Source organism: Cupriavidus sp. 01L43 (assembly GCF_056399925.1).
Genome location: NZ_JBFTSH010000004.1, coordinates 51306 through 74145, shown reverse-complemented (window position 1 = coordinate 74145; position 22840 = coordinate 51306). Strand labels below are relative to the sequence as shown.

Here is a 22840-nt window from a genome sequence, read left to right as displayed (position 1 = left end):
GCAAGTATGTCGAGAAATGTCAGGCCGCTGGCCGCAGCGGCAGCGCCACTACGGCTTCGAGGCCGCCGCCGTCACGGGGGCGGAATTGCAGCGAGCCGCCGTGCAGCCGCGCGATGCGCTCCACAATCGCCAGCCCCAGCCCGGTGCCGCCCGAATGACCGCGCGCGTTGTCGCCGCGTGCGAACGGCGCCTTGAGCTGCTCCAACTGCTGCGCGCCGATGCCGTTGCCCCGGTCGCACACCGCCACATAGGCGGTCTCCGTGTCGGCCCAGGTGCGCACGGCCAGTCCGGTGCGGCCGTAGACCACCGCGTTCTGCATCAGGTTCATCAGCAGCCGCATCAGGCTCACCGGGCGGTAGTCGAGCGGCGGCAGGTTGCCGATCGACAACTCGAAGCTGTGCCCCAGCCCCGCGAAATCGGACGACAACTGCTGCACCAGCGCGTTGAGGTCGCCCGGCTGGGGCGGCTCGCGCTCGCCGCTGCCGGCGTAGTCCATGAACTGCTGGAGGATGGTGTCGATCTGGTCGAGATAGCTTTCGGTGGAAGCGACGAAAGCGTCGTCGCTGCCGCGTGGCATGGCCATCGCCATGGCCAGGCGCAGCTTGGTCAGCGGTGTGCGGATGTCGTGCGAGATGCCTGCCAGCATCAGCGCGCGGGTGGCTTCCGCCTGGCGCAGGGCGTCGGTCATCTGGTTGAAAGCGGCGCTGACCTGCGCGATTTCCGTGGGGCCGTCCGTGGGGAGCGGCGCGGGCATCTCTCCAGCGCACACGTCGCCTGCGGCGCGGGCGAGGTCCTGCAGGGGCCGGTTCAGGTGGCGCTGGATCAGGTAGCCGGTCAGCGCGGCCAGCATCGCCAGCGCGGTCGAGAGCGCCAGCGCGGCCAGGATGCCGCTGGCGCGGGCATCGGCGGTCATCGGCAGGGAAATCCACGCCGGGGTGTGGGCCACGTGCACGCGGATCCACAGGCGCTCCTCGCCATCGGGGGCGTCGATCTGCCAGCGCACCGGCATGTCGGGCGGCAGGTCGCGGCGCAGGGCGTGCAGGAAGACATCGCGCTGGTAGGTGCGGAACAGTTGCAAGGGGCTGGCGGCGCCGTCCGGCGTGGGCTCCGGCACAGGGTCCGCCGCCTGGGCGTTGAGCCGCGTGGTGACCGCCTGCGCCTGGGCAGGCGGCAGCGCGGCCAGCACGCCATCGAGCGTCTTCACATAGTCCGCGAAGATGATGGCCGCGCGCTCGATACGCGGGCGCTGCACATAGTGGAGCAGTACCGAGAGGGAGCACGCCTGCGTGACGGCCACCAGCGCCACCAGCAGGGCGATATTGCGCGCCAGCAGCGACCGGGGCAGCCGCATCACGCCGCCACGCCGGCCACCAGCATGTAGCCCACACCCCACACCGTCTTGATGAAACGGGGCTTGGACGGGTCTTCCTCGATGATCTGGCGCAGGCGCAGCACCTGCACGTCGATGCTGCGGTCCAGCGCGTCATGGTCGCGCCCGCGCGCGCGGGCCAGCAAGTTCTCCCGGCTCACGGGCCGGTTGGGCGAGGAGCCGAGCGCGTGCAGCAACAGCATCTGGGCCGAATGCACCTCCACGGGATCGCCACGCAGCCGCAGCGTCTGCTGGCCGACATCGAACTCGAATTCGCCGAAGCGCAGCGTCTGCGCGGTGACGGTGGGATCGCCCGACGCGATCCGCTGCCGCCGCAGCAGCGCACGGATGCGGGCGACCAGCTCGTCCGGCACGAACGGCTTGGCGAGGTAATCATCGGCGCCGGTCTCCAGCCCCAGCACGCGGTCCATGGGATCGCCCTTGGCGGTCAGCATCAGCACGGGCAGCGTGATGCCGTCCGCTCGCAGCCGCCGGCAGATGGTCAGGCCATCCTCGGGCGCCATCATCAGGTCGAGTACGAGCAGGTCGTAGGGTTCGCGCTGGAGGTAGCGGTCGAGCTGCTTGCCATCGGCCACGGCGCGCACGCGAAACCCCTGGCTGGTCAGGAAGCGCTGCAGCATGTTGCGCAACTCGGCCTCGTCGTCCAGCACGAGGATGCGGTTGACTACCTCCATGGCATGTCTCCGTGACCATCCGTCATGCGGGAACGATACCCGAAGTCATGCGTAGTGTGCGGGCACCCAGACACGTCCGACCCAGTGTCCCGGCACCCACACCGCCGGGTGGGGCGGCGGCGCCACATAGACGGCACGCGGCGCGACATATTCGCCCTGGGGCGTGACATAGACCGGCGGCAGCGGCGGGGCGACATAGACGGGGCGCGGCGCCGGGGCGACATACACGGCATGCGGCGGCGGCATGACGACGACCGCCCCAGCGCCATACCAGCCGGCGAAGGCGGGCGTGGCGGCGGTGACGGTGGCAACGATGAGGGCGGCGGTAGCGGTAACGAAGCTGAGGCGTTTCATGATGAGTCCCTTCCTGGTGAGTTTCAGCCGACCGATGTGCGGCGGCAACGGGACGAAATATAGGAGGGGACGGGGCAGTCCGCGAGGCGCAAACCATGTCGCGGTGTTACACGGCGTGGCGCCGTTCCGGGCATGACATCCGGCGACATATTTCCCGCATGGCGCGGCTGGAGGGCGGCACCTACATTTGGCTCACCGCGACGCAACATCGTCCCGATCCCCAACCGACTACCCCATGAGGCACGCCATGCTGACTCCCACCGCCAACCCCGAACTATCCGTCCAGCGGATAGCCCTCTACGCCACGGCGTTCATCGTCGCCGTCTCGCTCGTCGAAGCCGTGGTGCTCTGGCGCAAGCGCCGGAATTCGAATGCCCCGTTCGACTGGCGGGAGGTCTGGCTGTCGCTGGCCGACCTGGCCGGCCGCAAGATATCGGTGCTGCTGCCGCTCTCGCTGGCCACGCCCGTGTTCGCCTTTGCCTGGGATCACCGCCTGTTCACGGTCACGCTCAACAGCGCGCTGATGGTGCTGCTGCTCTTCGTGGGCCAGGAGTTCTGCTACTACTGGTATCACCGCGCCTCGCACCGCGTGCGCTTCTTCTGGGCGACGCACGCGGTCCACCACTCGCCGAACCAGCTCACGCTGGCCTCGGCATACCGGCTCGGCTGGACCGGCAAGCTTACCGGCACGGCCATCTTCTTCGCGCCGCTGGTCTGGCTGGGTGTGCGGCCGGAAGTGGTGCTGGCCACGCTGATGTTCAACCTGCTCTATCAGTTCTGGCTGCACAACACGTGGGTGCCGCGCCTGGGCTGGCTCGAATACGTGTTCAACACGCCGTCCGCCCACCGCGTGCACCATGCCTCTAATGTGGATTACCTCGATGCCAACTACGGCGGCGTGCTGATCGTGTTCGACCGCCTGTTCGGTACCTATGTGGCCGAGCGTGCCGAAGAGCCGTGCCGCTACGGGCTGGTCAAGCCGTCCCGCACGGTGAACCCGCTGATGAACCAGTTCGAACACTGGATTGGCCTGTTCCGCGACATGGCGGCAGCCCCCAGCCTCGGCGCGGCCCTCGGCTACCTGACGATGCCCCCGGGCTGGCAGCCCGACGGCAAGGGCGAGACCACCGAGAACCTGCGTGCGCAGTCTCAGGGTCAGGTCAGCGCCTAGGCTTCCACCATGCCCAGGAACTGCTGCAACTCCGGGGTCTTCGGACGGGCGAAGACCTCGTCCGGCGGCCCGATCTCGTGGACCTTGCCCTGGTGCATGAAGACCACGCGGTCGCACACTTCCCGGGCGAAGCGCATCTCGTGCGTGACCATCAGCAGCGTCATCCCATCGGCGGCCAGCCCGCGCATGACCTGGAGCACCTCGTTGACGAGTTCCGGGTCCAGCGCCGAGGTGATCTCGTCGCACAGCAGCGCAGCGGGCTGCATTGCCAGCGCCCGGGCAATCGCCACGCGCTGCTGCTGCCCGCCGGAGAGTTGATCGGGATGGGCGTCGAACTTGGCCGAGAGGCCCACGCGGGCCAGGTTCAGCTCCGCCAGCTCGCGCGCCCGGGCCTCCGGCACCCCCTTGACGATCATTGGCGACAACATCACGTTGCGCCCCGCGCTCAGGTGCGGAAACAGGTTGAACTGTTGGAAGATCATGCCCACCTTGAGCCGCAGCGCGCGCAGTTGCAGCTCGGTATCGGCCAGATGGGCGCCAGCCACGGTGATGGCGCCGGCGTCGATGGACTCCAGCCCGTTGATGCAGCGGAGCAGCGTGCTCTTGCCCGAGCCGCTCTTGCCGATGATGGCGATGACCTCGCCCGGCTCCACCGACAGCGACACCCCTTTCAGGACCTCGTTGCTGCCGAACGACTTGCGGACCTGGTCAATGGCGATGAGCGGCATGGAATTTCCTCTCCAGCAGTTTGCTGGCTTGCGAAAGGGGCCAGCACAGCGCGAAGTACATCAGCGCGACGGCGGCATAGACGGTGAATGGCTGGAAGCTCGCGTTGACGATCATCGTGCCGGCCTTGGACAGCTCGGTGAAACCGATGATCGACGCCAGCGCGGTGCCCTTGATGACCTGCACGCCGAAGCCGACGGTCGGCGCCACGGCAATGCGCATGGCCTGCGGCAGGATCACGTGGCGCATCTGCTGCACGTAGCTCATGGCCAGGCTGCCGGATGCCTCCCACTGGCCGCGCGGAATCGCCTCCACGCAGCCGCGCCAGATCTCGGCCAGGAAGGCGGCGGTCCAGAGCGTCAGCGCCACGCCGGCGGCGAGCCACGCGGGCACGTCCACGCCGAACAGCGCGAGGCCGAAGAAGGCGAGGAACAGTTGCATCAGCAGCGGCGTGCCCTGGAAGATCTCGATATAGGCCCAGGTGGCCCGGCGCAGGAAGGGCCGCTTGCTGGTGCGCATCAGCAGCACCAACAAGCCCACCACGCCGCCGCCGACAAAGGCCACCAGCGACAGCAGGACGGTCCAGCGCGCGGCCAGCAGCAGGTTGCGCACGATGTCCCACAGCGTGAAGTCGATCATCGCGCCCTCCGCGCAAACAGTTGCCGGCCCACGCCGCGCAGCAGCTGGCGCAGCAGCAGCGCCAGCAACAGGTAGATCACGGTGCTCACCAGATAGACCTCGAAGGCGCGGAAGTTGCGGCCCTGGATGAAGTTGGCGGCGTAGGTCAGGTCCTGGGCGGCAATCTGGGAGCAGACCGCCGAGCCGAGCATGACGATGACGATCTGGCTCGACAGCGCCGGCCAGATCTTCTGCAGCGCCGGGCGCAGCACCACATGGCGGAACACCTGCAGCGGCGACATCGCCAGGCTGGCGCCGGCCTCGAACTGGCCGCGTGGCGTGGCGGCCAGCCCGGCCCGAATGATCTCGGTGCCGTAGGCGCCCAGGTTGATCACCATCGCCAGCGAGGCGGCCACCATCTCGGGCAACTGCACGCCCAGGCTGGGCAGGCCGAAGAAGATGAAGAAGAGCTGGATCAGGAACGGCGTGTTCCGGATCATCTCCACATAGGCGCCGACGATGGCACCCAGCCAAGCCGGCCCCTGCGTCCGCGCCCAGGCGCCGAAGATGGCCACCGCCACGCCCAGCACGCCGCCCGTGAGCGTGAGCTGGGCCGTGACGGCGATGCCCTTGAGCAGGACGTCGGTGTAGTCGAGCACCGACAGGAAATCGAACTGATAGGCCATGGACGGGACCGGTTGCAGCGGGAGGGGAAGCGGTTCAGATCAGAGCTGGGCCGGCAGCGGACGCAGTAGCCACTTGATCGACAGCGAGTTCAGCGCGCCGTCCTTCTTGGCGTCGGCCAGGATGGCGTTGACCTTGGCCTGGAGCGCGGGCTCGTCCTTGTTCATGCCGATAAAACACGGCGAGTTCTTGATCAGGAACTTGGTCTCGGGCGCCTTGGGCGCATGCTTGGCGATCAGCGCGGCGGCGACCACGTTGCCGGTGGCAATCAGCTGCACCTGGCCCGACAGGAACGCGGAGATCGTCGCGTTGTTGTCCTCGTAGCGCTTGATGGTGGCGTTGGCCGGGGCGATCTTCGACAGCTCCAGGTCCTCCACCGCGCCGCGCGTGACGCCGACGGTCTTGCCGGCCAGGTCGGCGGCGCTCTTCACGGGCATGTCGGCCGGGCCGAACACGCCGTTGTAGAACGGGGCATAGGCTTCGGAGAAGTCCAGCACCTTCTCACGCTCGGGATTCTTGCCGAGGCTGGAGATGATCAGGTCCACCTTGCGGGTCTGGAGGTAGGGCACGCGGTTGGTGCTGGACACCGGCACCAGTTGCAGCTTCACGCCCATCCGCTTCGCCATCAGCGCGGCCACGTCGATGTCCAGGCCCTGCGGCGCCATGTCGGCGCCAATCGAGCCGAACGGCGGGAAGTCCTGCGGCACCGCCACGCGCAGCACGCCGGCCTTGGTGATGTCCGCGAGCGTGTCGGCCTGCGCCGGGCGGGGCAGGGCGGCCACGCAGACGCTGGCGAACAGGCCCAGCAGCAGCGCGCGGCGCGCCTTGGAGAACAGCGGGGTCGATGGAGTCGGGGTCATCGGTCAGTCCTTTTGCAAAGCGGGTGGGTTGGAGCGGGAGGAAGCGGAGATCGGGGGCGCTGGCGCGCGGCCGGAAACCGGCGCCAGGGCATGGCGCAGGCCGGCCAGCGGGTCCGCCGGCACGGCGTCCAGGCTGGCGTGGACTTCGCCGAGGTGTTCGGTCATCAACCGGGCGGCGCGTTCGCCGTCGCCGGCGGCCAGCGCGTTGACGATTTCCTCGTGCTGCGCGCAGGAGCGGCCCGCATCGGCGGCGGACTGCTGGCGGCTGGCGACGAGCGTGGTGCGCGCGGTCAGGTCGCGCAGGGTATCCACGAGCAGGCCGTGGCCCAGCGTGGCGCACAGGCAGACATGGAAGTCGCCGAGCAGGAAGCTGCGCTCGCCGGCGTCGTCGCCGTCCAGCGCCGCCTTTTCGCGGGCGATATGCACCTTCAGCGTGTGGATGGCTGGCGCGCTGGGCGGTTGGGCCGCGCTGATCTCGCGCAGCAGGCCGGTCTCGATGATGCGGCGCGCGGCAAACGCGGCGCGGATATCGTCGGCGCCGGGTTCGATCAGGTACCAGCCGCGCCGGGCGCTTACGGTCACCATGCCGCGCGCGGCAAGCCGCATCAGCGCCTCACGCACCAGCGTGCGGCTGACGCCGAACAGCGCGGCCAGTTCCTGCTCGCCCAGGCGCGAGCCCGGCAGCAGCTTTTGCGCGAGCATGGCCTCGGTGATGCGCTGGGCAATGTCGGCGGAGGGTTTTTCTTGGATGTCGCTCACGGGCATTCCTATTGCAAGTGGTATGCCAGCCTTGTATGCAAGACTTGTGAGCAAAGATGGGGCGCAAGGGGCCGGTCAGCCCCCATCGGCGCCGGAATCGGCCCCAACAGGGTGCATGACCGGCCGCGCGTGGTGCACGCAGCCGGTTGATCTTTGGGGGGAGCCCCGGGGCTTACGCCTTGAGCTTGCGGTCCGCCGGGGTCGGCAGGAACTGGCCGGTCCAGATATCCGCCACGGTCAGGCCGGGCTTCATCCCGAACGCGCCGACCGTCTCGTCGATGGTGGCCTGCAGCCGTGCCTGGGTGGCGGCGCCCCAACCGTCGCGCAGCGTATCGGGGGTGCGCATCGAGCCATCGACAATCAGCTTCAGCCGTTCGAATTCCAGCGTCTGGTCGGCCAGCGGCTCGCGCGCCTTGACGGCGGCGGCGCCGGCCTGCGGGTCGGCCATCGCCTCGATCCAGCCGCGCGTGGAGGCCTTGACGAAGGCCTTCATGGCGTCCGGGTGCTCGGCCATGCTCTTCGGGTTGGCCACCAACCCGTTGCCGTACGATTTCATGCCGTAGTCGGAGAAGCGGAACACGCTGAGCTTCTCCGGGCCCATGCCGCGCGCCTTGAGGTTGAGCAGTCCAGTGAAGTAGAAGTAGGCCACGGCGTCGAAGTCGCCCTTGACGAAGCGGGTGTCGCCGATATCCGGCGTGGCGCTCTCCCATTTGATCGAGGAGGGGTCGAAGCCCTGCGCCTTGGCGAACACCGGGAACAGCTTGCGCGAGGCGTTGAACGGCTGGCCGAGGATGGTTTTGGCCGCCAGATCGCCCGGCTTGCGGATCGGGCCGTCCTTGCGCACGATCACGGCGTTCGGGTTCAGGTCGTACTGGATGGCCACCGCCTTGAGCGCGGCGGCGGGGTTGGCGGCGTTGAATTCGAGCATGGCGGCCAGATCCGCCGAGGCGCAGTCGTAGGCGCCGCCCGCCACGAGGCTGATGGCCGAGGCCGAGCCATTGCCGGTGTCGATCACCACGTCGAGCCCGGCGTCCTTGTAGTAGCCGCGCTGCTGGGCCAGCAGGAAGCCGGCGCCGGACGCCTCGACCTTCCAGCCGAGGTTGAACTTGAACTTCTGCAGGCTGCCGGCGGCGCGCACGAAGGCGGGGGCGGCAATCAGCGAGGACGCTGCGGTGGCGGCGGTGGCGTGGAGAAAGGAACGGCGGCGCATGGGAAAGCTCTCCGGAAAATGGGTGTGGGAACACGCGGCGAGCAATTTCCGGGCGGCCCGACATGGCGAGGCGGGCCGCTGAACGCTTCTACTCTCCTGGCCACCGGTTCAGCAGGTTCCGTGCCACGGCCCGGGCGCCGGGCGGGCCGTGTGGCGCACCGCAATGTGTCATGCCATGCGCCATGGCGGCGCATTGGCGATGCATCGGCGCCCCGGCTGGGCGAACATCGGCGCGATGGCTTGCCGGCGCCGCCTGATCCGTTTACCGTTTCGGCCCATGACGAAGACGACTGACAAGACGCCACGGGTTGCCGTGGTGGGCGCCGGCATTGTGGGCTGCTGTATCGCCCTGGCGCTGCGCAAGCGCGGCGCCGACGTGACGCTGATCGACCGGGACGGCCCCGCGCAGGGGTGCAGCTACGGCAATTCGGGCGCCATCAGCGTGAGTTCGGTGGCGCCGCTGGCCATGCCGGGCGTGCTGGCCTCGCTCCCGAAGATGCTGTTCGATCCGGAAAGCCCGCTCCATCTGCGGCTGGCCTACCTGCCCACGGCGGCGGCGTGGCTGACGCGCTTCGTCCTCTCGGCCGCGCCGGGGCGGGTGGCGGAGTCGGCGGCAGCGCTGGCCGCGCTCCACGCCAACGCCGGGGACCGCCACGAGGCGCTGGCGCGCGAAGTCGGCGTGCCCGAGCTGTTCATGCGGCGCGGCCATCTGCACCTGTACCCCGATGCTGCCGCGCTTGAGGCGGATGCGGCGGCGTGGCAGCTGCGCGAGCGCTTCGGCTTCCGCTTCGAACGGCTGGACCGGGCCGGCATCGAGGCACTCGAGCCCGGCGTGGCGCCGCGCTACCAGGCGGGCGTCTTTCTGGCCGACCACGCCACCATCCGCAACCCGGCGCGCTACACGGAGGCGATTGCCGCGGCCTTCGTCGCGCGCGGCGGCCGGATCGTGCGCGACGAGATTCGCGGGATGCGCCGGCAGGACGGGGAATGGCTGTTGAGCGGCGCGGAAGGCCGCCACACGGCGGACCACGTGGTGGTGGCGGCGGGCGCCTGGTCGCGCCGGCTGCTGGACCCGCTGGGCGTGCGGCTACAGCTGGAGAGCCAGCGCGGCTATCACGTGCAGTTCACCAACCGGCACGACGCGGTGTCGCGCACCGTGGTGCTGACCGATCGCAAGATCTTCGTCACGCCGATGGAGGGCGGGCTGCGCGTGGGCGGCACGGTGGAGATCGCCGGGCTGGCGGCGCGGCCCGATCCGAAGCGCGCGGCCATCCTCGAACGTATTGCGCGGGAGACATTCAAGGGGCTCGAAGACGCCCGCGTCACCACCTGGATGGGCCACCGGCCCTGCATGCCGGATTCGGTGCCCGTGGTGGGACCGGCCGAGGGCCAGCCCGGCCTCTGGCTGGCGGTGGGCCACGGCCACCTGGGGCTGACCGACTCGGTCAACACGGCCGACCGGATCGCCGATGCGTTAATCCGTTAATCCGTTGGTGCATTAATACTTTGATACAGGGACGCCCTTGACCTCCGGCCGACCGGCATCCTAAAAATTAGATAGTTCCGTTCCTCTCGAAGGGTACCGTCGTGAAGATCTCGATACATCGTCGTGGTGTACGCGCTCTTTTCGTCGCGCACACACACCCGCTGGAAAACATCCCGCCCGCCATGCTCGCCTGGCTCGGTCCGCCCGAGCGGGTGGAGTCGTGCGATTTCGATCCCCACACGCCGCTGACCGGCCTTAGCGCCACCGAGGTCTGGAGTGCGCTGCAGCGTGACGGCTACTGCGCGGTGGACGAATGCCGCATCCTGGCCGAGGCGCGACACCGGCATCCGGTGTCGGCGCCCCGGCCGTGGGACTAGGGGCTCAGGCCCTCAGGCTGACAGGTCGGGCATCCGCCCGAGCAGCTTGTCGAGCGTGACCGGGTAGTCGCGCACGCGCACGCCGGTGGCGTTGAAGACCGCGTTGGCGATGGCGGCCCCCACGCCGCAGATGCCCAGTTCGCCCACGCCCTTGGCCTTCATCGGCGAGGACATCGGGTCGGTTTCGTCGAGGAACACCACCTCCTGCGGGCCGATGTCCGCATGCACGGGCACCTCGTAGCCGGCCAGGTCGTGGTTGATGAAGCAGCCCAGCCGCTTGTCCACCGCCAGTTCCTCCATCAGCGCCGCGCCCACGCCCATCGTCATCGCGCCGATCACCTGGCTGCGGGCGGACTTCGGGTTGAGGATGCGCCCGGCGGCGCAGACCGCCAGCATGCGGCGCACGCGGATCTCGCAGGTGTCCGCATCCACGCCGACTTCCACGAAATGGGCGCCGAAGGTGGATTGCTGGTAGCGGCGCGTGAGGTCGCCGAACTCGATGGTGTCTTCGGCCACGATATCGCCGCGCGCGGCCACGGTGGCCAGCGGCACGGCGCGCCCGCCCGGGTTGTTGCCGCCGGCGCGGACCCGGCCGTTCTCGAACACCGCCGTGGCGGCATCAAGACCGGCCTGCGTGGCAATCGCCTCGCGCAGCTTCACGCACGCGGCGTAGACGCCGGCGGTGGAGCTGTTGCCGCCCCACTGGCCGCCCGAGCCGGACGAGACCGGGAAGGTCGAGTCGCCCAGCCGCACGATGACCTTGTCGATCGGCAGGCCCAGCATTTCGGCGGCGGTCTGGGCGATGATGGTGTAGCTGCCCGTGCCGATGTCGGTCATGTCGGTTTCCACGGTCACCATGCCGCGCTTGTCCAGCCGCACACGCGCGCCGGACTTGGCCACCTGGTTGTTGCGGAACGCCGCCGCCACGCCCATGCCGACCAGCCACTGGCCGTCGCGCACCGCGCCGGGGCGCGTGGCGCGGCCCTTCCAGCCGAAGCGCTCGGCGCCGATGCGCAGGCAATCGACCAGGCGCCGTTGCGAGAACGGGCGCTCGGGCTTCTCCGGGTCCACCTGGGTGTCGTTGCGTACGCGGAATTCCACCGGATCGAGGCCGAGCTTGCCGGCCATCTCATCCATGGCGATCTCCAGCGCCATCATGCCGGGCGCCTCGCCGGGCGCGCGCATGGCGTTGCCTTCCGGCAGGTCCAGCGCGGACAGCCGCAGCGCGGTCATGCGATGGGCGCCGGCGTAGAGCAGGCGCGTCTGCTGCACCGCGTTCTCGGGCTTCACGCCGTCGATGTCGCCGGACCAGCTTTCATGGCCGATGGCGGTCAGCCGGCCGTCACGCCCGGCGCCGAGGCGGATGCGCTGGATCGTGGCCGGCCGGTGCGGCGTGTTGTTGAAGATCAGCGGGCGCGTCAGCGCCACCTTCACGGGCCGGTGCACCGCCCGCGCGCCGAGGGCGGCGAGCACGGCATCGGCGCGCACGAACAGCTTGCCGCCGAAGCCGCCGCCGATAAAGGGCGAGATCAGGCGCACGTTGTCCTTCGGCACGCCGAGCGTCTGGGCGAGGTCGCCCCGGCTCCAGTCGATCATCTGGTTGGAAGTCCACACCGTGAGCTGGTCGCCGGTCCAGCTCGCCATCGACGCATGGGGCTCCATCATCGCGTGGGCCTGGTCGGGGGTGGCGTAGGTGGCATCCAGCTGCACCGGGGCCGCCGCGAAGGCGCCGGGGAAATCGCCCCGGGCCGATTCGGGCGTGCCGCTCTTGGGGCGCGTGGCCCCGTCGCGTGAGGCGGCGAGGTCGAAGCTGCCGCGCTCGCGTTCATAGCGCACGCGTACCAGCTGCGCGGCGGCGCGTGCCTGCTCGAAGGTCTCGGCCACGACCAGCGCGATGGCCTGATGGTAGTGCTGCACCTCCGGGCCGCCCAGCAGCCGCGCGTTGTTGAAGCGGCCCTTGCCGAGCGTGCCGGCGTTGGCGGCGGTGACGATGGCCAGCACGCCCGGCGCGCGGTGCGCGGCGTCGGTGTCGATGCCGGCGATGCGGCCCTTGGCGATGCCGGCGCCCACCACGTAGCCATAGGCGGCGTTGCGGGCAACGTCGTGCCATTCATAGGCGTAGCGGGCGACGCCGGTGGTCTTGAGCGGGCCGTCGATGCGGTTGAGCGGCTGGCCGACCACCTTGAGCTGGTCGATCGGATTGGTGGTGGCGGGCGTGTCGAATTTCATCGAATCCTCCTCAGCGCTTGGCCTGCAGTAGCACGGCGCCGAGTGTGCGCTCGGTCAGCGCCACCTTGAAGGTGTTCTCGGGCGTGGGCGTGGCGCCTTCCAGCAGGCGCTGGTTGACGGCGCGCGCGCCCCGCGGCAGGTCCGCCTCGGCGGCTTCCACGCGCCACGGCTTGTGCGCCACGCCGCCCAGCGCCACGCGGCCGGTGCCGTCGCGCTGGACGATGGCAGCCACCGAGACCAGCGCGAACGCGTACGAGGCCCGGTCACGCACCTTGCGGTAGGCGTGCACGCCGCCGAGCGGACGCGGCAACGTGACGGCCGTGATCAGCTCGCCGGGCAGCAGCGCGGTCTCGATATGCGGCGTGTTGCCGGGCAGGCGATGGAAATCGGCAATCGGGATGACGCGCGCGGCGCCATTCGGCTGGACGGTTTCCACGGAGGCGTCGAGCAGGCGCATGGCCACGGCCATATCGCTCGGATGGGTGGCGATGCACGCCTCGCTCACGCCGATCACCGCATGCTGGCGCGTGACGCCGCCGATGGCCGAGCAGCCGCTGCCCGGCGTGCGCTTGTTGCACGGCAGGTTGGTGTCGTAGAAGTAGGGGCAGCGGGTGCGTTGCAGCAGGTTGCCGGCCGTGGTGGCCTTGTTGCGCAACTGGCCCGAGGCGCCGGCCAGCAGCGCGCGGGACAGTACGCCGTAGTCGCGCCGCACGCGGGTATCGGCGGCCAGGTCGGTATTGCGTACCAGCGCGCCCACGCGCAGGCCGCCCTCGGCGGTGGGCTCGATCTTGTCGAGCCGCAGGTCGTTCACGTCGATCAGGTGCGTGGGGGACTCGATGCCGAGCTTCATCAGGTCGAGCAGGTTGGTCCCGCCCGCGATAAAGCGACTACCCGGCGTGCGCGCGGCGGCTGCGGCGGCCTCCGCCGGGGTCTTGGCGCGTTCGTAGCTGAAGGGATTCATGCCTGCCTCCCGGCCACTTCGGTCATGGCGTCGGCGATGTTGGCGTAGGCGCCGCAGCGGCAGATATTGCCGCTCATGCGCTCGCGGAACTCCACCACGGTCATCTGGGGCCGCGCGTTGAGGTCGGCGCTGACATGGCTGGGAATGCCCTGGCGGATTTCGTCGAGCACAGCCACGGCGGAGCAGATCTGCCCCGGCGTGCAATAGCCGCACTGGTAGCCGTCATGCTTGACGAAGGCGGCCTGCATCGGATGCAGGCTGTTGGGCGTGCCCAGGCCCTCGATGGTGGTGACCTTGCCCCCGTCGTGCATCACGGCCAGCGACAGGCAGGCGTTGATGCGCCGCCCATCGGCCATCACCGTGCAGGCGCCGCACTGGCCGTGGTCGCAACCCTTCTTGGTGCCGGTGAGGTGCAGGTGCTCGCGCAGGGCATCGAGCAGCGTGGTGCGGGTGTCCAGCTTGAGCGTGTGGCGGCGCCCATTGACGTCGAGCGTGACGCTGGCCACCACGGGCGGGCGGCTGGCGTTGGGGGAGGGCGAGGGGGTGTTTACATTAGTGGGGCTGTCCTGCGCCTGGGCGGCTGGCACGGCCGCTGCGGTGGCCGATGCCGCGCCCGCCTTGAGCAGGTCACGCCGTGACATTCTGATGTCGCCGAAATCTTCCATGGGGGGCATCCTTGTTTTGTGGACTTTCGGGCAAGGCAAACCGGAATGATAGGAGGCGTGGCGCACAAAGGGTAGACGCAGGAATCTGCATACACTTGTTAGCTGTGCTCATGAATGCAAGGATTCGGCGCCCGTCACAGCTCCGGTGGCAGCAGGCAGACCATGCTGCCGCAGGCCGCCTCGATCCGTTGCCGGAGGTACCGGATCACGCCCGTGGCGCGTGCCGACAGGGGCCATTCGGCACGATGGATCCACCACAGCGTGTCCACCACCGGCGGACCGCATTCGGCCACCTTGACCGGGCGGGTGCGCTCCCACGCCTCGCGGGCGAAGCGTGGCACCACGGTGAAGCCGAGCCCCCGCGCCACCGGCTCGTGCAGCATGCCAATCTGGTTGCTAAAGCCGCGCCTAGGCAGGTGGAACGCCCCTGGGTTGCCGGGAAAGCGCCGACTCAGCAGCCGGTTGGCCATCGCCTGGCCTTCGGCATGGTCGATGAAGCCGATGCGCACGAGGTCGTCCCAGCTATGGACTTCCTCGTCGGGCGGGATCACCAGTTCCAGCGGTTCCTCGATGAACGGCGTGGCCGTCAGGCGCGTGTCGTCCGGCTTGAGCGTGACGATGCCGAGTTCGTAGCGGTTGTGCAGCACCGCCTCCAGCACCTCGGTATCGGGCGCGAAGCGGTGCCGCACGGCCAGCCCGGGATGCTCCTGCTGGAGGTCCAGCAGCATCGGGTAGATAAATAGGCCGATGCTCCCCGGCGTGATCAGCGCCACCTCGCCCTGTGTGGCATCGGCGTCGGAAAGCCGCGAGGCCAGCCGCTCATGCGCCTGGTTCACCTCGGCGCAGTATTCGAGCAGCGCCGCACCCGCCGGGGTCAATTCCAGGGCGCGGGGGCGGCGGATCAACAGTGATCCATACATCTCTTCGAGATGCCTTACGTGTTGACTGACGGCGGCCTGGGTCAGCCCGAGGCGGTCTGCCGTACGCGTGAAGTTGCCCAGCTCGGCCAGGGTGGCGAAGGACTTCAGCCATTGCGGGTTCACCATCATCGATTCACCATAACAAACTCTTATTACGACGATAATCGTCAGATAGTTTTCATTATAGCGGCGCCCGCCTACGATTGGCACCCTCGACAACACCCCCGGAGCCATCCGATGAGCGACGCCGCTTTGTTCACCCCCTTCACGCTGAAAGACGTCACGCTGCGCAACCGCATCGCCATTCCGCCGATGTGCCAGTACAGCGCCGTCGACGGTGTCACCAACGACTGGCATCTGGCGCATTACACCGGGCTGGCGCGTGGCGGTGCGGGTCTGGTGATCGTCGAGGCCACGGCGGTGTCGCCGGAAGGCCGCATCTCCCCGGGTTGCACCGGCCTCTGGAACGACGAGCAGATGGCTGGCATGGCGCGTATCGCGGCGGCCATCAAGGCCGGCGGTGCCGTGGCCGGCATCCAGATCGCCCACGCCGGCCGCAAGGCCAGCGCCAACCGGCCCTGGGAAGGCGACGACCATATCGCCGAAGACGACGCGCGCGGCTGGCCGACCATCGCCCCGTCTGCCGTGCCGTTCGGCGCCCACCTGCCCAAGGTGCCGAAGGCGATGACGCTCGACGACATCGCCCGCGTGCAGGCCGACTTCGTGGCCGCCGCCAAGCGCGCGCTGGAAGCCGGCTTCCAGTGGCTTGAGCTGCACTTCGCGCACGGCTACCTCGCCCAGAGCTTCTTCTCGCGCCACGCCAACCAGCGTACCGATGGCTATGGCGGCGACGTGGCCGGCCGTAGCCGCTTCCTGCTGGAAACGCTGGCCGCCGTGCGCGAAGTCTGGCCGAAGAACCTGCCGCTGACCGCGCGCTTTGGCGTGATCGAATATGACGGCGACGACGCTCGCACGCTCGACGAATCGATCCAGCTGACCCGTGCGATGCGCGAGGGCGGGCTCGACATGCTCAATGTCAGCGTCGGCTTCACCATCCCGGACACGCAGATCCCGTGGGGCCCCGCCTTCCTGGCGCCGGTGGCCGAGCGCGTGCGCCGCGAGGCTGGCCTGCCGGTGGCGGCGTCGTGGGGCATCGACAATCCGGCCATTGCCAACCAGGCCGTTGCCGATGGCCAGATCGACCTCGTCATGGTGGGTCGCGCGCTGCTGTCCAACCCGCACTGGCCGTATCAGGCGGCCATGGCGCTGAACGTGGAACGCCCGTCGTGGGTGCTGCCGGCGCCGTATGCGCATTGGCTCGAGCGCTACCGGGTGCAGCAGTAAGGCGGATCCCGGCGGCGCGGCTTGAAGCGCCGCCGATCATCCCCATCTAGGCGCCTTTGCCGCCCTCAACCCGATCGACGCATGTACAAGAAAGGCTCCGTCCTAGAACTTCAGTTTTCCCCGCAACGCCTGAACGATGGCGCTGGTGATCCGTTCTGGATCGACTTCACGCTGGAGGAAACCCAGGCGCTGATGGCGCGGCTCCAGGGTCACATGGCCGATCTGGCGAGCGCCACGGCCGCGCCGCTGGTCTTCAGTCTCGATGACCCCGAAACCAGCCAGGACGCCCCCGCCAGCGCCGGGAAGCCAGCGGCCCCCGAAGCGGAATTCAAGCAATGGGTGTGCATCATCTGCGGCTGGGTCTACGACGAAGCGGCCGGCCTGCCCGAGGACGGCATCGCGCCCGGCACGCGCTGGGAAGACATTCCGGACGACTGGCGCTGCCCCGAGTGCGACGTGGGCAAGGAAGACTTCGCGATGGTGGAGTTCTGAGCGGTCCGAGCTGATCAGTACCTGAAATGAAAAACAGGGCGGGAGTGCATCCCCGCCCTGTTTTTTTTGGCTTTTCCCCTCAGGCGGTGGCGTCTACCACGGCACGCTGTACAGCAGTGTCGGCGCGGCCAGGATCGACACGGTTGCGGGCGTCAGCGGCGTCAGCGCACCGGTCACGCCGATAACGTACTGGCGGATTTCGAGGCTGCTGGCATTCGGCACATAAAGGAAGCGCCCGGTCGGGTCGATCGTCGGCGCGCCGGGAAGGGTGCCCGCGGCAACGGTGGGCTGGGGCATCGCCACCAGCGTGCCATCGGCGGCGATCGTGTACTGCGAGATCCTGCCGGATGCCGGGCTCGTGGCGTACAGGTAGCGGCCCGAAGGGTCGATGCTGAGGTGCTGTGGCTGCCCGTCGGTGGCAATGAGCACGGCCGGCAGGGGCGTCACATTGCCTGCACCGTCGACGCGATACTCCATGATTCGGTTATTGATGGGGTCCGCCACATACAGATAGCTGTTGGAAGGATGCATCGCCAGCGCTGACGGCGCCACAGCCAGGGCGAGATGGCTGCTGGAGGTCAGCGAGCCATCCGGGGCGATCGCAAAGACGTCGAACCCCGGTGTGGCGGACGAGCTGGCAATCAGGTACTGGCCATCGGGCGTAGCGACCATCGTATCGGGCCGGAAGGTCGTCCCAATCGGGGTCGTCGGGGTCGTCATGTTGCCGAGGACATCGAGAGTGGCGGTGCGGATGTTGAATACGTCACTTCCCACGAAGAGGAACCGTCCGAGGGGGTCGCGCAACAGGCTGGTGGGCGTGCCGCCGTAGGCCCAGTTCCCCGCGGTGCTGATCCACGTGCCGTCCGCGGCCACGTCGAACTTGTACGTCCATCCGCTCGTCGTCGAAAAGTACAGCGTTCTCAAGCTGTCGTCATGGGCCATGGCGATCGGATCCCCGCTGTAGCCATAGGCATTGCCGGAAAAGACCAGCTGGCCGTCCGACATCACGCTGTAGACGTCCGTCCGCGTGGCGAAGGCGGCCGGCATGTAGAGGGTGCCAATCGGCAGGGAGCTGCAGGTCACCGCGACATTCGTGACGTTGGCGGCCGCCACCGTGCCGGTGCCGTTCGACACGACACAGGTCTGCCCGAGCGGTTGGGTGTTGACGGTGACATTGAAGGTGCCGCCCGTCGGCATGGCGGTTGGCAAGGTGAATGCACCGTTCGCGGTAATCGTGAGGAAGTCCGCGCCGTTGTTGGCCAGGGTGACCTGGCTGGACAGCCCCGCCACGCTGCCGCCCACGCTGTATGTGTTCGTGGCGCAAACCACGTCCACCGAGGCAATGTCCGCGATGACCGCGCTGCCTTGGTGCCCATTCACGGTGCAGGTCTGGTCGGCCGGCTGGGCGGACACCGTCACGAGGTAGCTGCCGTTGTACGGCACCGGCGTCGGAAAGCTGAACGTGCCATTCGCGCTCAGGGTCAGGGTATCCGCGCCATTGTTGTGCAGGACGACCGACTGCCCGCCAGCCAGTCCGCTGACCTTGCCACCGACGGTGAAGCGAGTGGTGGCGCAGACCACGGCGATATTTGTGACCGCTGCGGTCACACCGGCCCCGGCGCCGCCTGCCACCGAGCAGACCTGTCCGGCCGGCTGCTGGGCGATGGTGACCGCGTAGCCGCCGTTATGCGCCACGGGCGTGGCGAAGGTAAAGCTGCCGTCGGCGGACAGCGTCAGCGCATCCTGCCCGTTGTTTTGAAGCACCAGTTGGCTGCCGGCGGCGAGGCCGGCGAGGGTGCCGCCAATGGCGTACGGGCCGGGGGGTGCCGGCACTGTGGGCGCCGTGGGCACTGCCGGTGCCTCGGTGGATTCGTCCGCCGCGCATCCGCCCAACAGCAGGGCGGTGAACAGCGCGAGGCATGGCAGAAAGGCGGCTTGTACGCGCAAAGGCCGCGCGGCGTGGCGCCAGCGCAGGAGATGGCTCATGATTGGACCCGTTTGTGATTATTGTTGATATGTCAAGCGGCAGAAACGTAGCAAGAAAACCGGCGTGAATCAATACGGCGCGATCCATCCCCGCTTCGTGTTGGACGCTGAAATGAAAAAACCCCTTGCACAGCGGTGCAAGGGGTTTGCGGACCGGTCTGGCAAGGCCTACGCCGCCAGTTGCTGCGGCGCCACGCCGAAGTGCGGATGCCGGGAGAACAGGTCGGCCGCCCAGTTCACGAAGACCCGCACTTTCGCCGACAGGTGGCGGTTCTGCGGGTACATCGCCGAAATCGGTAATTCCTCGGTCTGCCAGTCACCCATGACCTCGACCAGCCGGCCGCTCTGGACGTAGGGCTCCGCCATTGCCCGCGAAATCTGGGCGATGCCGTGGCCTTCCAGCGCGCAGCCGATGTAGACGTCGGCGTCGTTGGTGGAGATGGCCGAGGGCAGCAGGATCTCGCTGCTCTCGCCGCCGCGTGACAACGTCCACGGCATTTCGCGGCCGTGCCGGTTGGACAGATAGTTGATGGCCTTGTGCTGCGCCAGCTCGGTCAGGTCGGCGGGTGTGCCAAAACGCCGCAGGTAGATCGGCGAGGCAAAGAACGCCAGTTTGACCTGGCCCAGGCGCCGCGCCACCATCGCCTCGTCCAGCGAGCCCACGCGCAGCACGACGTCCACGCCTTCCTGCAACAGGTCGATCGGCTTGCCGTTGATGGTCAGCTCGAGCTTCAGTTCCGGGTAGGCATTGTAGAAATCGTGCAGGTGGGGAATCAGCACCATCCGCGCGAGAGCCGCCGTGGTATCTACGCACAGCGTGCCCCGTGGCGAGTTGTTGTGGCGCGTCAGTGACTGTTCGGCTTCCTCCACGTCCGCGAGAATGCGCACGCAGCGTTCGTAATAGGCGGCGCCGTCCGTGGTCACGCTGATACGCCGCGTGGTCCGGTGCAGCAGCTTGACGCCGAGATGGGTCTCCAGGTTCTGGATCAGGCGGGTGAGCGTGGCTTTAGGCAGGTCCAGGGACTCCGCCGCGCGCGCAAAGCTGCCGACATCCACCACCCGAGTGAATGCCTGCATAGAGACAAGACGATCCATGATGTTGCTTCCGAAAGGGGTGAGACCGGGGGCTACGTTCCGAAGGATGGTGTCTGGCGGGAGTGGGGTCGCGCATGTCAAGTGCGTGCCCTGGGTTTGCTGCCGGCGGTCCGCCAGTGGCGGCCGGAGCGGGGATGGGTGGAGGTCTGGGGGCTCGGTGGCGGGCGCGGTTCCCCAACCGTGCGTGCACCGAGGACCGGAGTGAATCACATTTCCGGTGTCCTTGCCAAGCGTGTGGTTTCACTTCTCGCAACACTCTGGCGATTATTCCACTCCAGAAACAGTGCGTTGGCAATCTCCAGCTTTATCCCAATCGGGTCAATCACCATAATTCGTTGCATCGCAACACAGTATCGACGGCCCGTGCAGGCGTCGTAACCACCATGTCAAAGACCGTGAATCCCATCACCCCCGCCGTGAAACCGGCTGCAGGCAAGGGAGAAGCGCGCGCTGAGCAATACATGGTGGCGAGCGGCGACCGCGAGATCAAGGTCTGCGTGGCCTATCCCGCCGGGTATGCACCGGCGGCGGGCAGCACCGAGTTGCTGCCGTGGCTGGTGTACCTGCACGCGGGCGGTTTCGTCGAAGGTGGCGTGGAAGCGGCACAGGCATTGGCGCGGGATCTGGCGAAGTCGGTCCCGGCCGTGGTGGTGACACCGGCGTATTCGCTGGCGCCCGACCATCCGTTTCCGGCCGCGCCGGAAGATGCGGTGAATACGGCGGTCTGGGTGCTCAAGCACGCCAAGAAGCTGAAGGTGGACAAGCTGCGCTTCGCGCTGGTCGGCGAGGAAGCCGGCGGCAATCTCGCGATTGCGCTGGCGCAGATGCTGCGTGACCGCGGCCTGCCGCAGCCCGCCGGGCAATGGCTGATCCGCCCCGTAACGGACCCGTGCCTCCAGCACGCGTCGATGTGCACGACCGGCCAGGTGCCGATGGAGATGCTGCGCCGCCTGGCCTGCAACTATCGTGATTACCTGCCCACGCCGGCCGCCAGCGTGCACCCGTATGCGGCACCGGCCATGGCATCGCGCCTGGTGGGGCTGCCGTCCACGCTGGTGCAGGTGGCCGAGAAAGATGCGTTGCGCGCCGAGGGCGAAGCCTTCGCGGCAAAACTCGTCAAGGCGGGCATTCCGGCCCGCACCCTGATCATGCCCGGCGCCTGTGGCGACGGGGTGGAAGAATCCCATGAGCAGTGCCAGGCATGGGTCAACGAAGGTGCGCGGTTCTTGCGCGAGTGTTTTGCGCAAACCGACGATACCTCATCACCGGCCGAACGCCGGCCCGGCGCTCAAGGAGCCTGAGCGACCGGAGCAAGTTAGCCAGCGCCCTTTGAGGCTGGCAGCGGTAGTGGCATAGCCCCGTCCATCCAGGCGGGGACGAACCCTTGTTTCCCATTTTTCCGGGCCTTCCAGCCCGGCGGGGGGCGTTCGGCCTTTTGCTTTTCCAGTTGAAGAAAACCCGACGAACACGGAGTGAAGAAAAATGAATCATCAGTCTCGACGCACGCTGATCGCCATTGCCATCGTGGCAATCCTGGGCGCCGGCGTGGCGACCTCGGTTCTGCGTCCCTGGCACGGCGGGGAAGCACAGGCCAACCCGGCACCGTCCGCCCCTGCGGTGGAAGTGGCGGCGGCTGTGGGGCAGACCATCACCGAATGGGATGAATTCTCGGGCCGCATCGAGGCCGTGGACCGCGTGGAGATTCGTCCGCGCGTCTCCGGCACCATCGACACGGTGCATTTCCGCGAAGGCTCCATCGTGAAGAAGGGCGATCCGCTGTTCACGATCGACCCGCGTCCCTATGCGGCCGAAGTGGCCCGTGCCGACGCCGCGCTGAACGCGGCCCAGGTGCGCGCCAGCCACGCGCAGAGCGAAAAGGTACGCGCCCAGCGCCTGCTGGATGACAACGCCATTTCGAAGCGCGAGTTCGACGAGCGCATCAACGCTGCCAGCGAGACCACCGCCGACGTGCGTGGCGCGCAGGCTGCGCTGGAAGTGGCGCGCCTGAACCTGAGCTACACGCGCATCGTTGCACCGGTCTCGGGCAAGGTGTCGCGTGCGGAAATCACGGTGGGCAACCTCGTGGCGGCGGGTGCGGCTTCGCCGCCGCTGACCACGGTGGTGTCGGTCTCGCCGGTGTACGCGAGCTTCGACGTGGACGAGCAGAGCTACCTGCGCTACACGGCACCGGGCGCCGGCGGCGGCAAGAACGACCTGCCGGTGTTCGTCGGCCTGGCCAACGAGGACGACTACCCGCACAAGGGCAAGATCCACTCGGTGGACAACCGCCTCGATACGCGCAGCGGCACCATCCGCGTGCGCGCGGTGTTCGACAACGCCGACGGCCGCCTGCTGCCGGGCCTCTATGCCAAGGTCAAGCTCGGCGGCGGCACGCCGCACCCGGCGGTGCTGATCAACGACCGCGCCATCGGCACGGACCAGGGCAAGAAGTTCGTGCTGGTGGTGGACAAGGCCAACAAGCTGGTCTACCGCGAGGTGAACCTCGGGCCGTCGTTCGAAGGGCTGCGCGTGATCCGCAAGGGTCTGCAGCCGGGCGAGAACATCGTCGTGAATGGCCTGATGCGCGTGCGTCCGGGCGATACCGTGGCGCCGAAGCCGGTGGCCATGGCCTATCGCAGCGAACTCGAACCGCGTGGCACCACGCCGGACCGCAAGCAGGCTGCCGAGGACAAGGCGGGCCAGGCCGACAAGCCTGCCGAAGCCGCAGCGGCCAAGACCGTGAGCTGAGCACTACCCCGCAGTACGCACAGGTAGCTTAATTTTTTCTCCCTTGCAGCATATGGCGTCCGCTCCGGCGGACGGCCAGGGGGAGTGCTTT

The 22840-nt window shown here is 68.2% G+C and carries 22 protein-coding genes; 7 read left to right on the top strand and 15 right to left on the bottom strand.

The window, feature by feature from the left end:
- Positions 1 to 19: 19 nt before the first annotated feature.
- The 3 genes from AC1DP9_RS09150 to AC1DP9_RS09140 are packed head-to-tail and all read right to left on the bottom strand — an operon-like array spanning position 20 to position 2418.
- Entirely contained in the window at positions 20 to 1351 is a 1332-nt protein-coding gene (locus AC1DP9_RS09150) for an ATP-binding protein (protein ID WP_477107308.1), read from the bottom strand.
- Positions 1351 to 2064 (bottom strand): response regulator, encoded by a 714-nt coding sequence (locus AC1DP9_RS09145; RefSeq protein ID WP_477107134.1) that lies wholly within the window; start codon positions 2062 to 2064, stop codon positions 1351 to 1353. Before AC1DP9_RS09145 ends, AC1DP9_RS09150 begins: the two co-directional genes overlap by 1 nt.
- Before the next feature lie 45 nt (positions 2065 to 2109).
- Entirely contained in the window at positions 2110 to 2418 is a 309-nt protein-coding gene (locus AC1DP9_RS09140) for a hypothetical protein (RefSeq protein WP_477107133.1), read from the bottom strand.
- Positions 2419 to 2665: 247 nt separating this feature from the next.
- Between AC1DP9_RS09140 and AC1DP9_RS09135 the strand changes: the two genes are divergently transcribed.
- Positions 2666 to 3589, top strand: coding sequence for a sterol desaturase family protein (locus AC1DP9_RS09135; RefSeq protein ID WP_477107132.1), 924 nt, complete (start codon positions 2666 to 2668; stop codon positions 3587 to 3589).
- Here the strand turns inward: AC1DP9_RS09135 and AC1DP9_RS09130 are convergent.
- From AC1DP9_RS09130 to AC1DP9_RS09105, 6 genes are all read right to left on the bottom strand, one after another.
- Complete coding sequence (locus AC1DP9_RS09130) at positions 3586 to 4317, bottom strand: amino acid ABC transporter ATP-binding protein (RefSeq protein WP_092294973.1); 732 nt, start codon at positions 4315 to 4317, stop codon at positions 3586 to 3588. The two genes, AC1DP9_RS09135 and AC1DP9_RS09130, sit on opposite strands and share 4 nt — an antisense overlap.
- Positions 4298 to 4954 (bottom strand): amino acid ABC transporter permease, encoded by a 657-nt coding sequence (locus AC1DP9_RS09125; protein WP_092294975.1) that lies wholly within the window; start codon positions 4952 to 4954, stop codon positions 4298 to 4300. Before AC1DP9_RS09125 ends, AC1DP9_RS09130 begins: the two co-directional genes overlap by 20 nt.
- A complete protein-coding gene (locus AC1DP9_RS09120; RefSeq protein ID WP_477107131.1) occupies positions 4951 to 5619 on the bottom strand; it encodes an amino acid ABC transporter permease in 669 nt (222 codons plus the stop codon). The genes AC1DP9_RS09125 and AC1DP9_RS09120 overlap by 4 nt, the downstream gene beginning before the upstream one ends.
- 39 nt (positions 5620 to 5658) lie before the next feature.
- The gene (locus AC1DP9_RS09115; protein WP_477107130.1) at positions 5659 to 6477 is read right to left on the bottom strand and encodes a transporter substrate-binding domain-containing protein; all 819 of its coding nucleotides are present in this window, start codon (positions 6475 to 6477) and stop codon (positions 5659 to 5661) included.
- A gap of 3 nt (positions 6478 to 6480) precedes the next feature.
- Positions 6481 to 7242 carry a GntR family transcriptional regulator gene (locus tag AC1DP9_RS09110; protein ID WP_477107129.1) on the bottom strand — a complete coding sequence of 254 codons (762 nt, stop codon included), beginning with the start codon at positions 7240 to 7242 and terminating at the stop codon, positions 6481 to 6483.
- A gap of 166 nt (positions 7243 to 7408) precedes the next feature.
- Entirely contained in the window at positions 7409 to 8446 is a 1038-nt protein-coding gene (locus AC1DP9_RS09105; protein ID WP_477107128.1) for an ABC transporter substrate-binding protein, read from the bottom strand.
- Between the two features lie 277 nt (positions 8447 to 8723).
- On the opposite strand from AC1DP9_RS09105, the gene AC1DP9_RS09100 reads away from it, so the two are divergent.
- Together AC1DP9_RS09100 and AC1DP9_RS09095 are read left to right on the top strand one after the other, a co-directional pair.
- Entirely contained in the window at positions 8724 to 9932 is a 1209-nt protein-coding gene (locus tag AC1DP9_RS09100; protein ID WP_477107127.1) for an NAD(P)/FAD-dependent oxidoreductase, read from the top strand.
- 101 nt (positions 9933 to 10033) lie between these two features.
- On the top strand, positions 10034 to 10309 hold the full coding sequence (locus AC1DP9_RS09095) for a YcgL domain-containing protein (protein ID WP_143093896.1): 276 nt from the start codon (positions 10034 to 10036) through the stop codon (positions 10307 to 10309).
- A gap of 12 nt (positions 10310 to 10321) precedes the next feature.
- On the opposite strand, the gene paoC is transcribed toward AC1DP9_RS09095, so the two are convergent.
- The 4 genes from paoC to AC1DP9_RS09075 all read right to left on the bottom strand — a co-directional run bounded on the left by paoC (position 10322) and on the right by AC1DP9_RS09075 (position 15213).
- On the bottom strand, positions 10322 to 12538 hold the full coding sequence (gene paoC, locus AC1DP9_RS09090) for an aldehyde oxidoreductase molybdenum-binding subunit PaoC (protein ID WP_477107126.1): 2217 nt from the start codon (positions 12536 to 12538) through the stop codon (positions 10322 to 10324).
- A 10-nt stretch (positions 12539 to 12548) separates the two neighbouring features.
- Positions 12549 to 13499, bottom strand: coding sequence for an FAD binding domain-containing protein (locus tag AC1DP9_RS09085; protein ID WP_477107125.1), 951 nt, complete (start codon positions 13497 to 13499; stop codon positions 12549 to 12551).
- Positions 13496 to 14164 carry an aldehyde dehydrogenase iron-sulfur subunit PaoA gene (paoA, locus tag AC1DP9_RS09080; protein ID WP_092294992.1) on the bottom strand — a complete coding sequence of 223 codons (669 nt, stop codon included), beginning with the start codon at positions 14162 to 14164 and terminating at the stop codon, positions 13496 to 13498. The genes AC1DP9_RS09085 and paoA overlap by 4 nt, the downstream gene beginning before the upstream one ends.
- 134 nt (positions 14165 to 14298) lie before the next feature.
- Positions 14299 to 15213 (bottom strand): LysR family transcriptional regulator, encoded by a 915-nt coding sequence (locus tag AC1DP9_RS09075; RefSeq protein ID WP_369823431.1) that lies wholly within the window; start codon positions 15211 to 15213, stop codon positions 14299 to 14301.
- Positions 15214 to 15321: 108 nt separating this feature from the next.
- On the opposite strand from AC1DP9_RS09075, the gene AC1DP9_RS09070 reads away from it, so the two are divergent.
- Both AC1DP9_RS09070 and AC1DP9_RS09065 read left to right on the top strand, forming a co-directional pair.
- Entirely contained in the window at positions 15322 to 16428 is a 1107-nt protein-coding gene (locus tag AC1DP9_RS09070) for an NADH:flavin oxidoreductase/NADH oxidase (RefSeq protein ID WP_477107124.1), read from the top strand.
- An 81-nt stretch (positions 16429 to 16509) separates the two neighbouring features.
- The gene (locus AC1DP9_RS09065; protein WP_092294995.1) at positions 16510 to 16920 is read left to right on the top strand and encodes a rubredoxin; all 411 of its coding nucleotides are present in this window, start codon (positions 16510 to 16512) and stop codon (positions 16918 to 16920) included.
- Positions 16921 to 17013: 93 nt separating this feature from the next.
- Here the strand turns inward: AC1DP9_RS09065 and AC1DP9_RS09060 are convergent, their stop codons facing one another.
- Both AC1DP9_RS09060 and AC1DP9_RS09055 read right to left on the bottom strand, forming a co-directional pair.
- The gene (locus tag AC1DP9_RS09060; protein ID WP_477107123.1) at positions 17014 to 18906 is read right to left on the bottom strand and encodes a lactonase family protein; all 1893 of its coding nucleotides are present in this window, start codon (positions 18904 to 18906) and stop codon (positions 17014 to 17016) included.
- Positions 18907 to 19074: 168 nt separating this feature from the next.
- Complete coding sequence (locus AC1DP9_RS09055; RefSeq protein ID WP_441592710.1) at positions 19075 to 20001, bottom strand: LysR family transcriptional regulator; 927 nt, start codon at positions 19999 to 20001, stop codon at positions 19075 to 19077.
- A 383-nt stretch (positions 20002 to 20384) separates the two neighbouring features.
- On the opposite strand from AC1DP9_RS09055, the gene AC1DP9_RS09050 reads away from it, so the two are divergent.
- Together AC1DP9_RS09050 and AC1DP9_RS09045 are read left to right on the top strand one after the other, a co-directional pair.
- Positions 20385 to 21302 (top strand): alpha/beta hydrolase, encoded by a 918-nt coding sequence (locus tag AC1DP9_RS09050; RefSeq protein ID WP_092295001.1) that lies wholly within the window; start codon positions 20385 to 20387, stop codon positions 21300 to 21302.
- 181 nt (positions 21303 to 21483) lie between these two features.
- Entirely contained in the window at positions 21484 to 22749 is a 1266-nt protein-coding gene (locus tag AC1DP9_RS09045) for an efflux RND transporter periplasmic adaptor subunit (RefSeq protein WP_092295002.1), read from the top strand.
- Positions 22750 to 22840 lie beyond the last annotated feature (91 nt).

What these genes read in the sequence shown, in the direction of transcription:
- AC1DP9_RS09120 (WP_477107131.1), bottom strand. Translation starts at nt 5,619, where the DNA reads ATGGCCTATCAGTTCGATTTCCTGTCGGTGCTCGACTACACCGACGTC.
- AC1DP9_RS09065 (WP_092294995.1), top strand. Translation starts at nt 16,510, where the DNA reads ATGTACAAGAAAGGCTCCGTCCTAGAACTTCAGTTTTCCCCGCAACGC.
- AC1DP9_RS09085 (WP_477107125.1), bottom strand. Translation starts at nt 13,499, where the DNA reads ATGAATCCCTTCAGCTACGAACGCGCCAAGACCCCGGCGGAGGCCGCC.
- AC1DP9_RS09060 (WP_477107123.1), bottom strand. Translation starts at nt 18,906, where the DNA reads ATGAGCCATCTCCTGCGCTGGCGCCACGCCGCGCGGCCTTTGCGCGTA.
- AC1DP9_RS09110 (WP_477107129.1), bottom strand. Translation starts at nt 7,242, where the DNA reads ATGCCCGTGAGCGACATCCAAGAAAAACCCTCCGCCGACATTGCCCAG.
- AC1DP9_RS09055 (WP_441592710.1), bottom strand. Translation starts at nt 20,001, where the DNA reads ATGGATCGTCTTGTCTCTATGCAGGCATTCACTCGGGTGGTGGATGTC.
- AC1DP9_RS09045 (WP_092295002.1), top strand. Translation starts at nt 21,484, where the DNA reads ATGAATCATCAGTCTCGACGCACGCTGATCGCCATTGCCATCGTGGCA.
- AC1DP9_RS09050 (WP_092295001.1), top strand. Translation starts at nt 20,385, where the DNA reads ATGTCAAAGACCGTGAATCCCATCACCCCCGCCGTGAAACCGGCTGCA.
- AC1DP9_RS09130 (WP_092294973.1), bottom strand. Translation starts at nt 4,317, where the DNA reads ATGCCGCTCATCGCCATTGACCAGGTCCGCAAGTCGTTCGGCAGCAAC.
- AC1DP9_RS09150 (WP_477107308.1), bottom strand. Translation starts at nt 1,351, where the DNA reads ATGCGGCTGCCCCGGTCGCTGCTGGCGCGCAATATCGCCCTGCTGGTG.
- AC1DP9_RS09135 (WP_477107132.1), top strand. Translation starts at nt 2,666, where the DNA reads ATGCTGACTCCCACCGCCAACCCCGAACTATCCGTCCAGCGGATAGCC.
- AC1DP9_RS09140 (WP_477107133.1), bottom strand. Translation starts at nt 2,418, where the DNA reads ATGAAACGCCTCAGCTTCGTTACCGCTACCGCCGCCCTCATCGTTGCC.
- AC1DP9_RS09070 (WP_477107124.1), top strand. Translation starts at nt 15,322, where the DNA reads ATGAGCGACGCCGCTTTGTTCACCCCCTTCACGCTGAAAGACGTCACG.
- paoA (WP_092294992.1), bottom strand. Translation starts at nt 14,164, where the DNA reads ATGGAAGATTTCGGCGACATCAGAATGTCACGGCGTGACCTGCTCAAG.
- paoC (WP_477107126.1), bottom strand. Translation starts at nt 12,538, where the DNA reads ATGAAATTCGACACGCCCGCCACCACCAATCCGATCGACCAGCTCAAG.
- AC1DP9_RS09105 (WP_477107128.1), bottom strand. Translation starts at nt 8,446, where the DNA reads ATGCGCCGCCGTTCCTTTCTCCACGCCACCGCCGCCACCGCAGCGTCC.
- AC1DP9_RS09100 (WP_477107127.1), top strand. Translation starts at nt 8,724, where the DNA reads ATGACGAAGACGACTGACAAGACGCCACGGGTTGCCGTGGTGGGCGCC.
- AC1DP9_RS09125 (WP_092294975.1), bottom strand. Translation starts at nt 4,954, where the DNA reads ATGATCGACTTCACGCTGTGGGACATCGTGCGCAACCTGCTGCTGGCC.
- AC1DP9_RS09145 (WP_477107134.1), bottom strand. Translation starts at nt 2,064, where the DNA reads ATGGAGGTAGTCAACCGCATCCTCGTGCTGGACGACGAGGCCGAGTTG.
- AC1DP9_RS09075 (WP_369823431.1), bottom strand. Translation starts at nt 15,213, where the DNA reads ATGATGGTGAACCCGCAATGGCTGAAGTCCTTCGCCACCCTGGCCGAG.
- AC1DP9_RS09115 (WP_477107130.1), bottom strand. Translation starts at nt 6,477, where the DNA reads ATGACCCCGACTCCATCGACCCCGCTGTTCTCCAAGGCGCGCCGCGCG.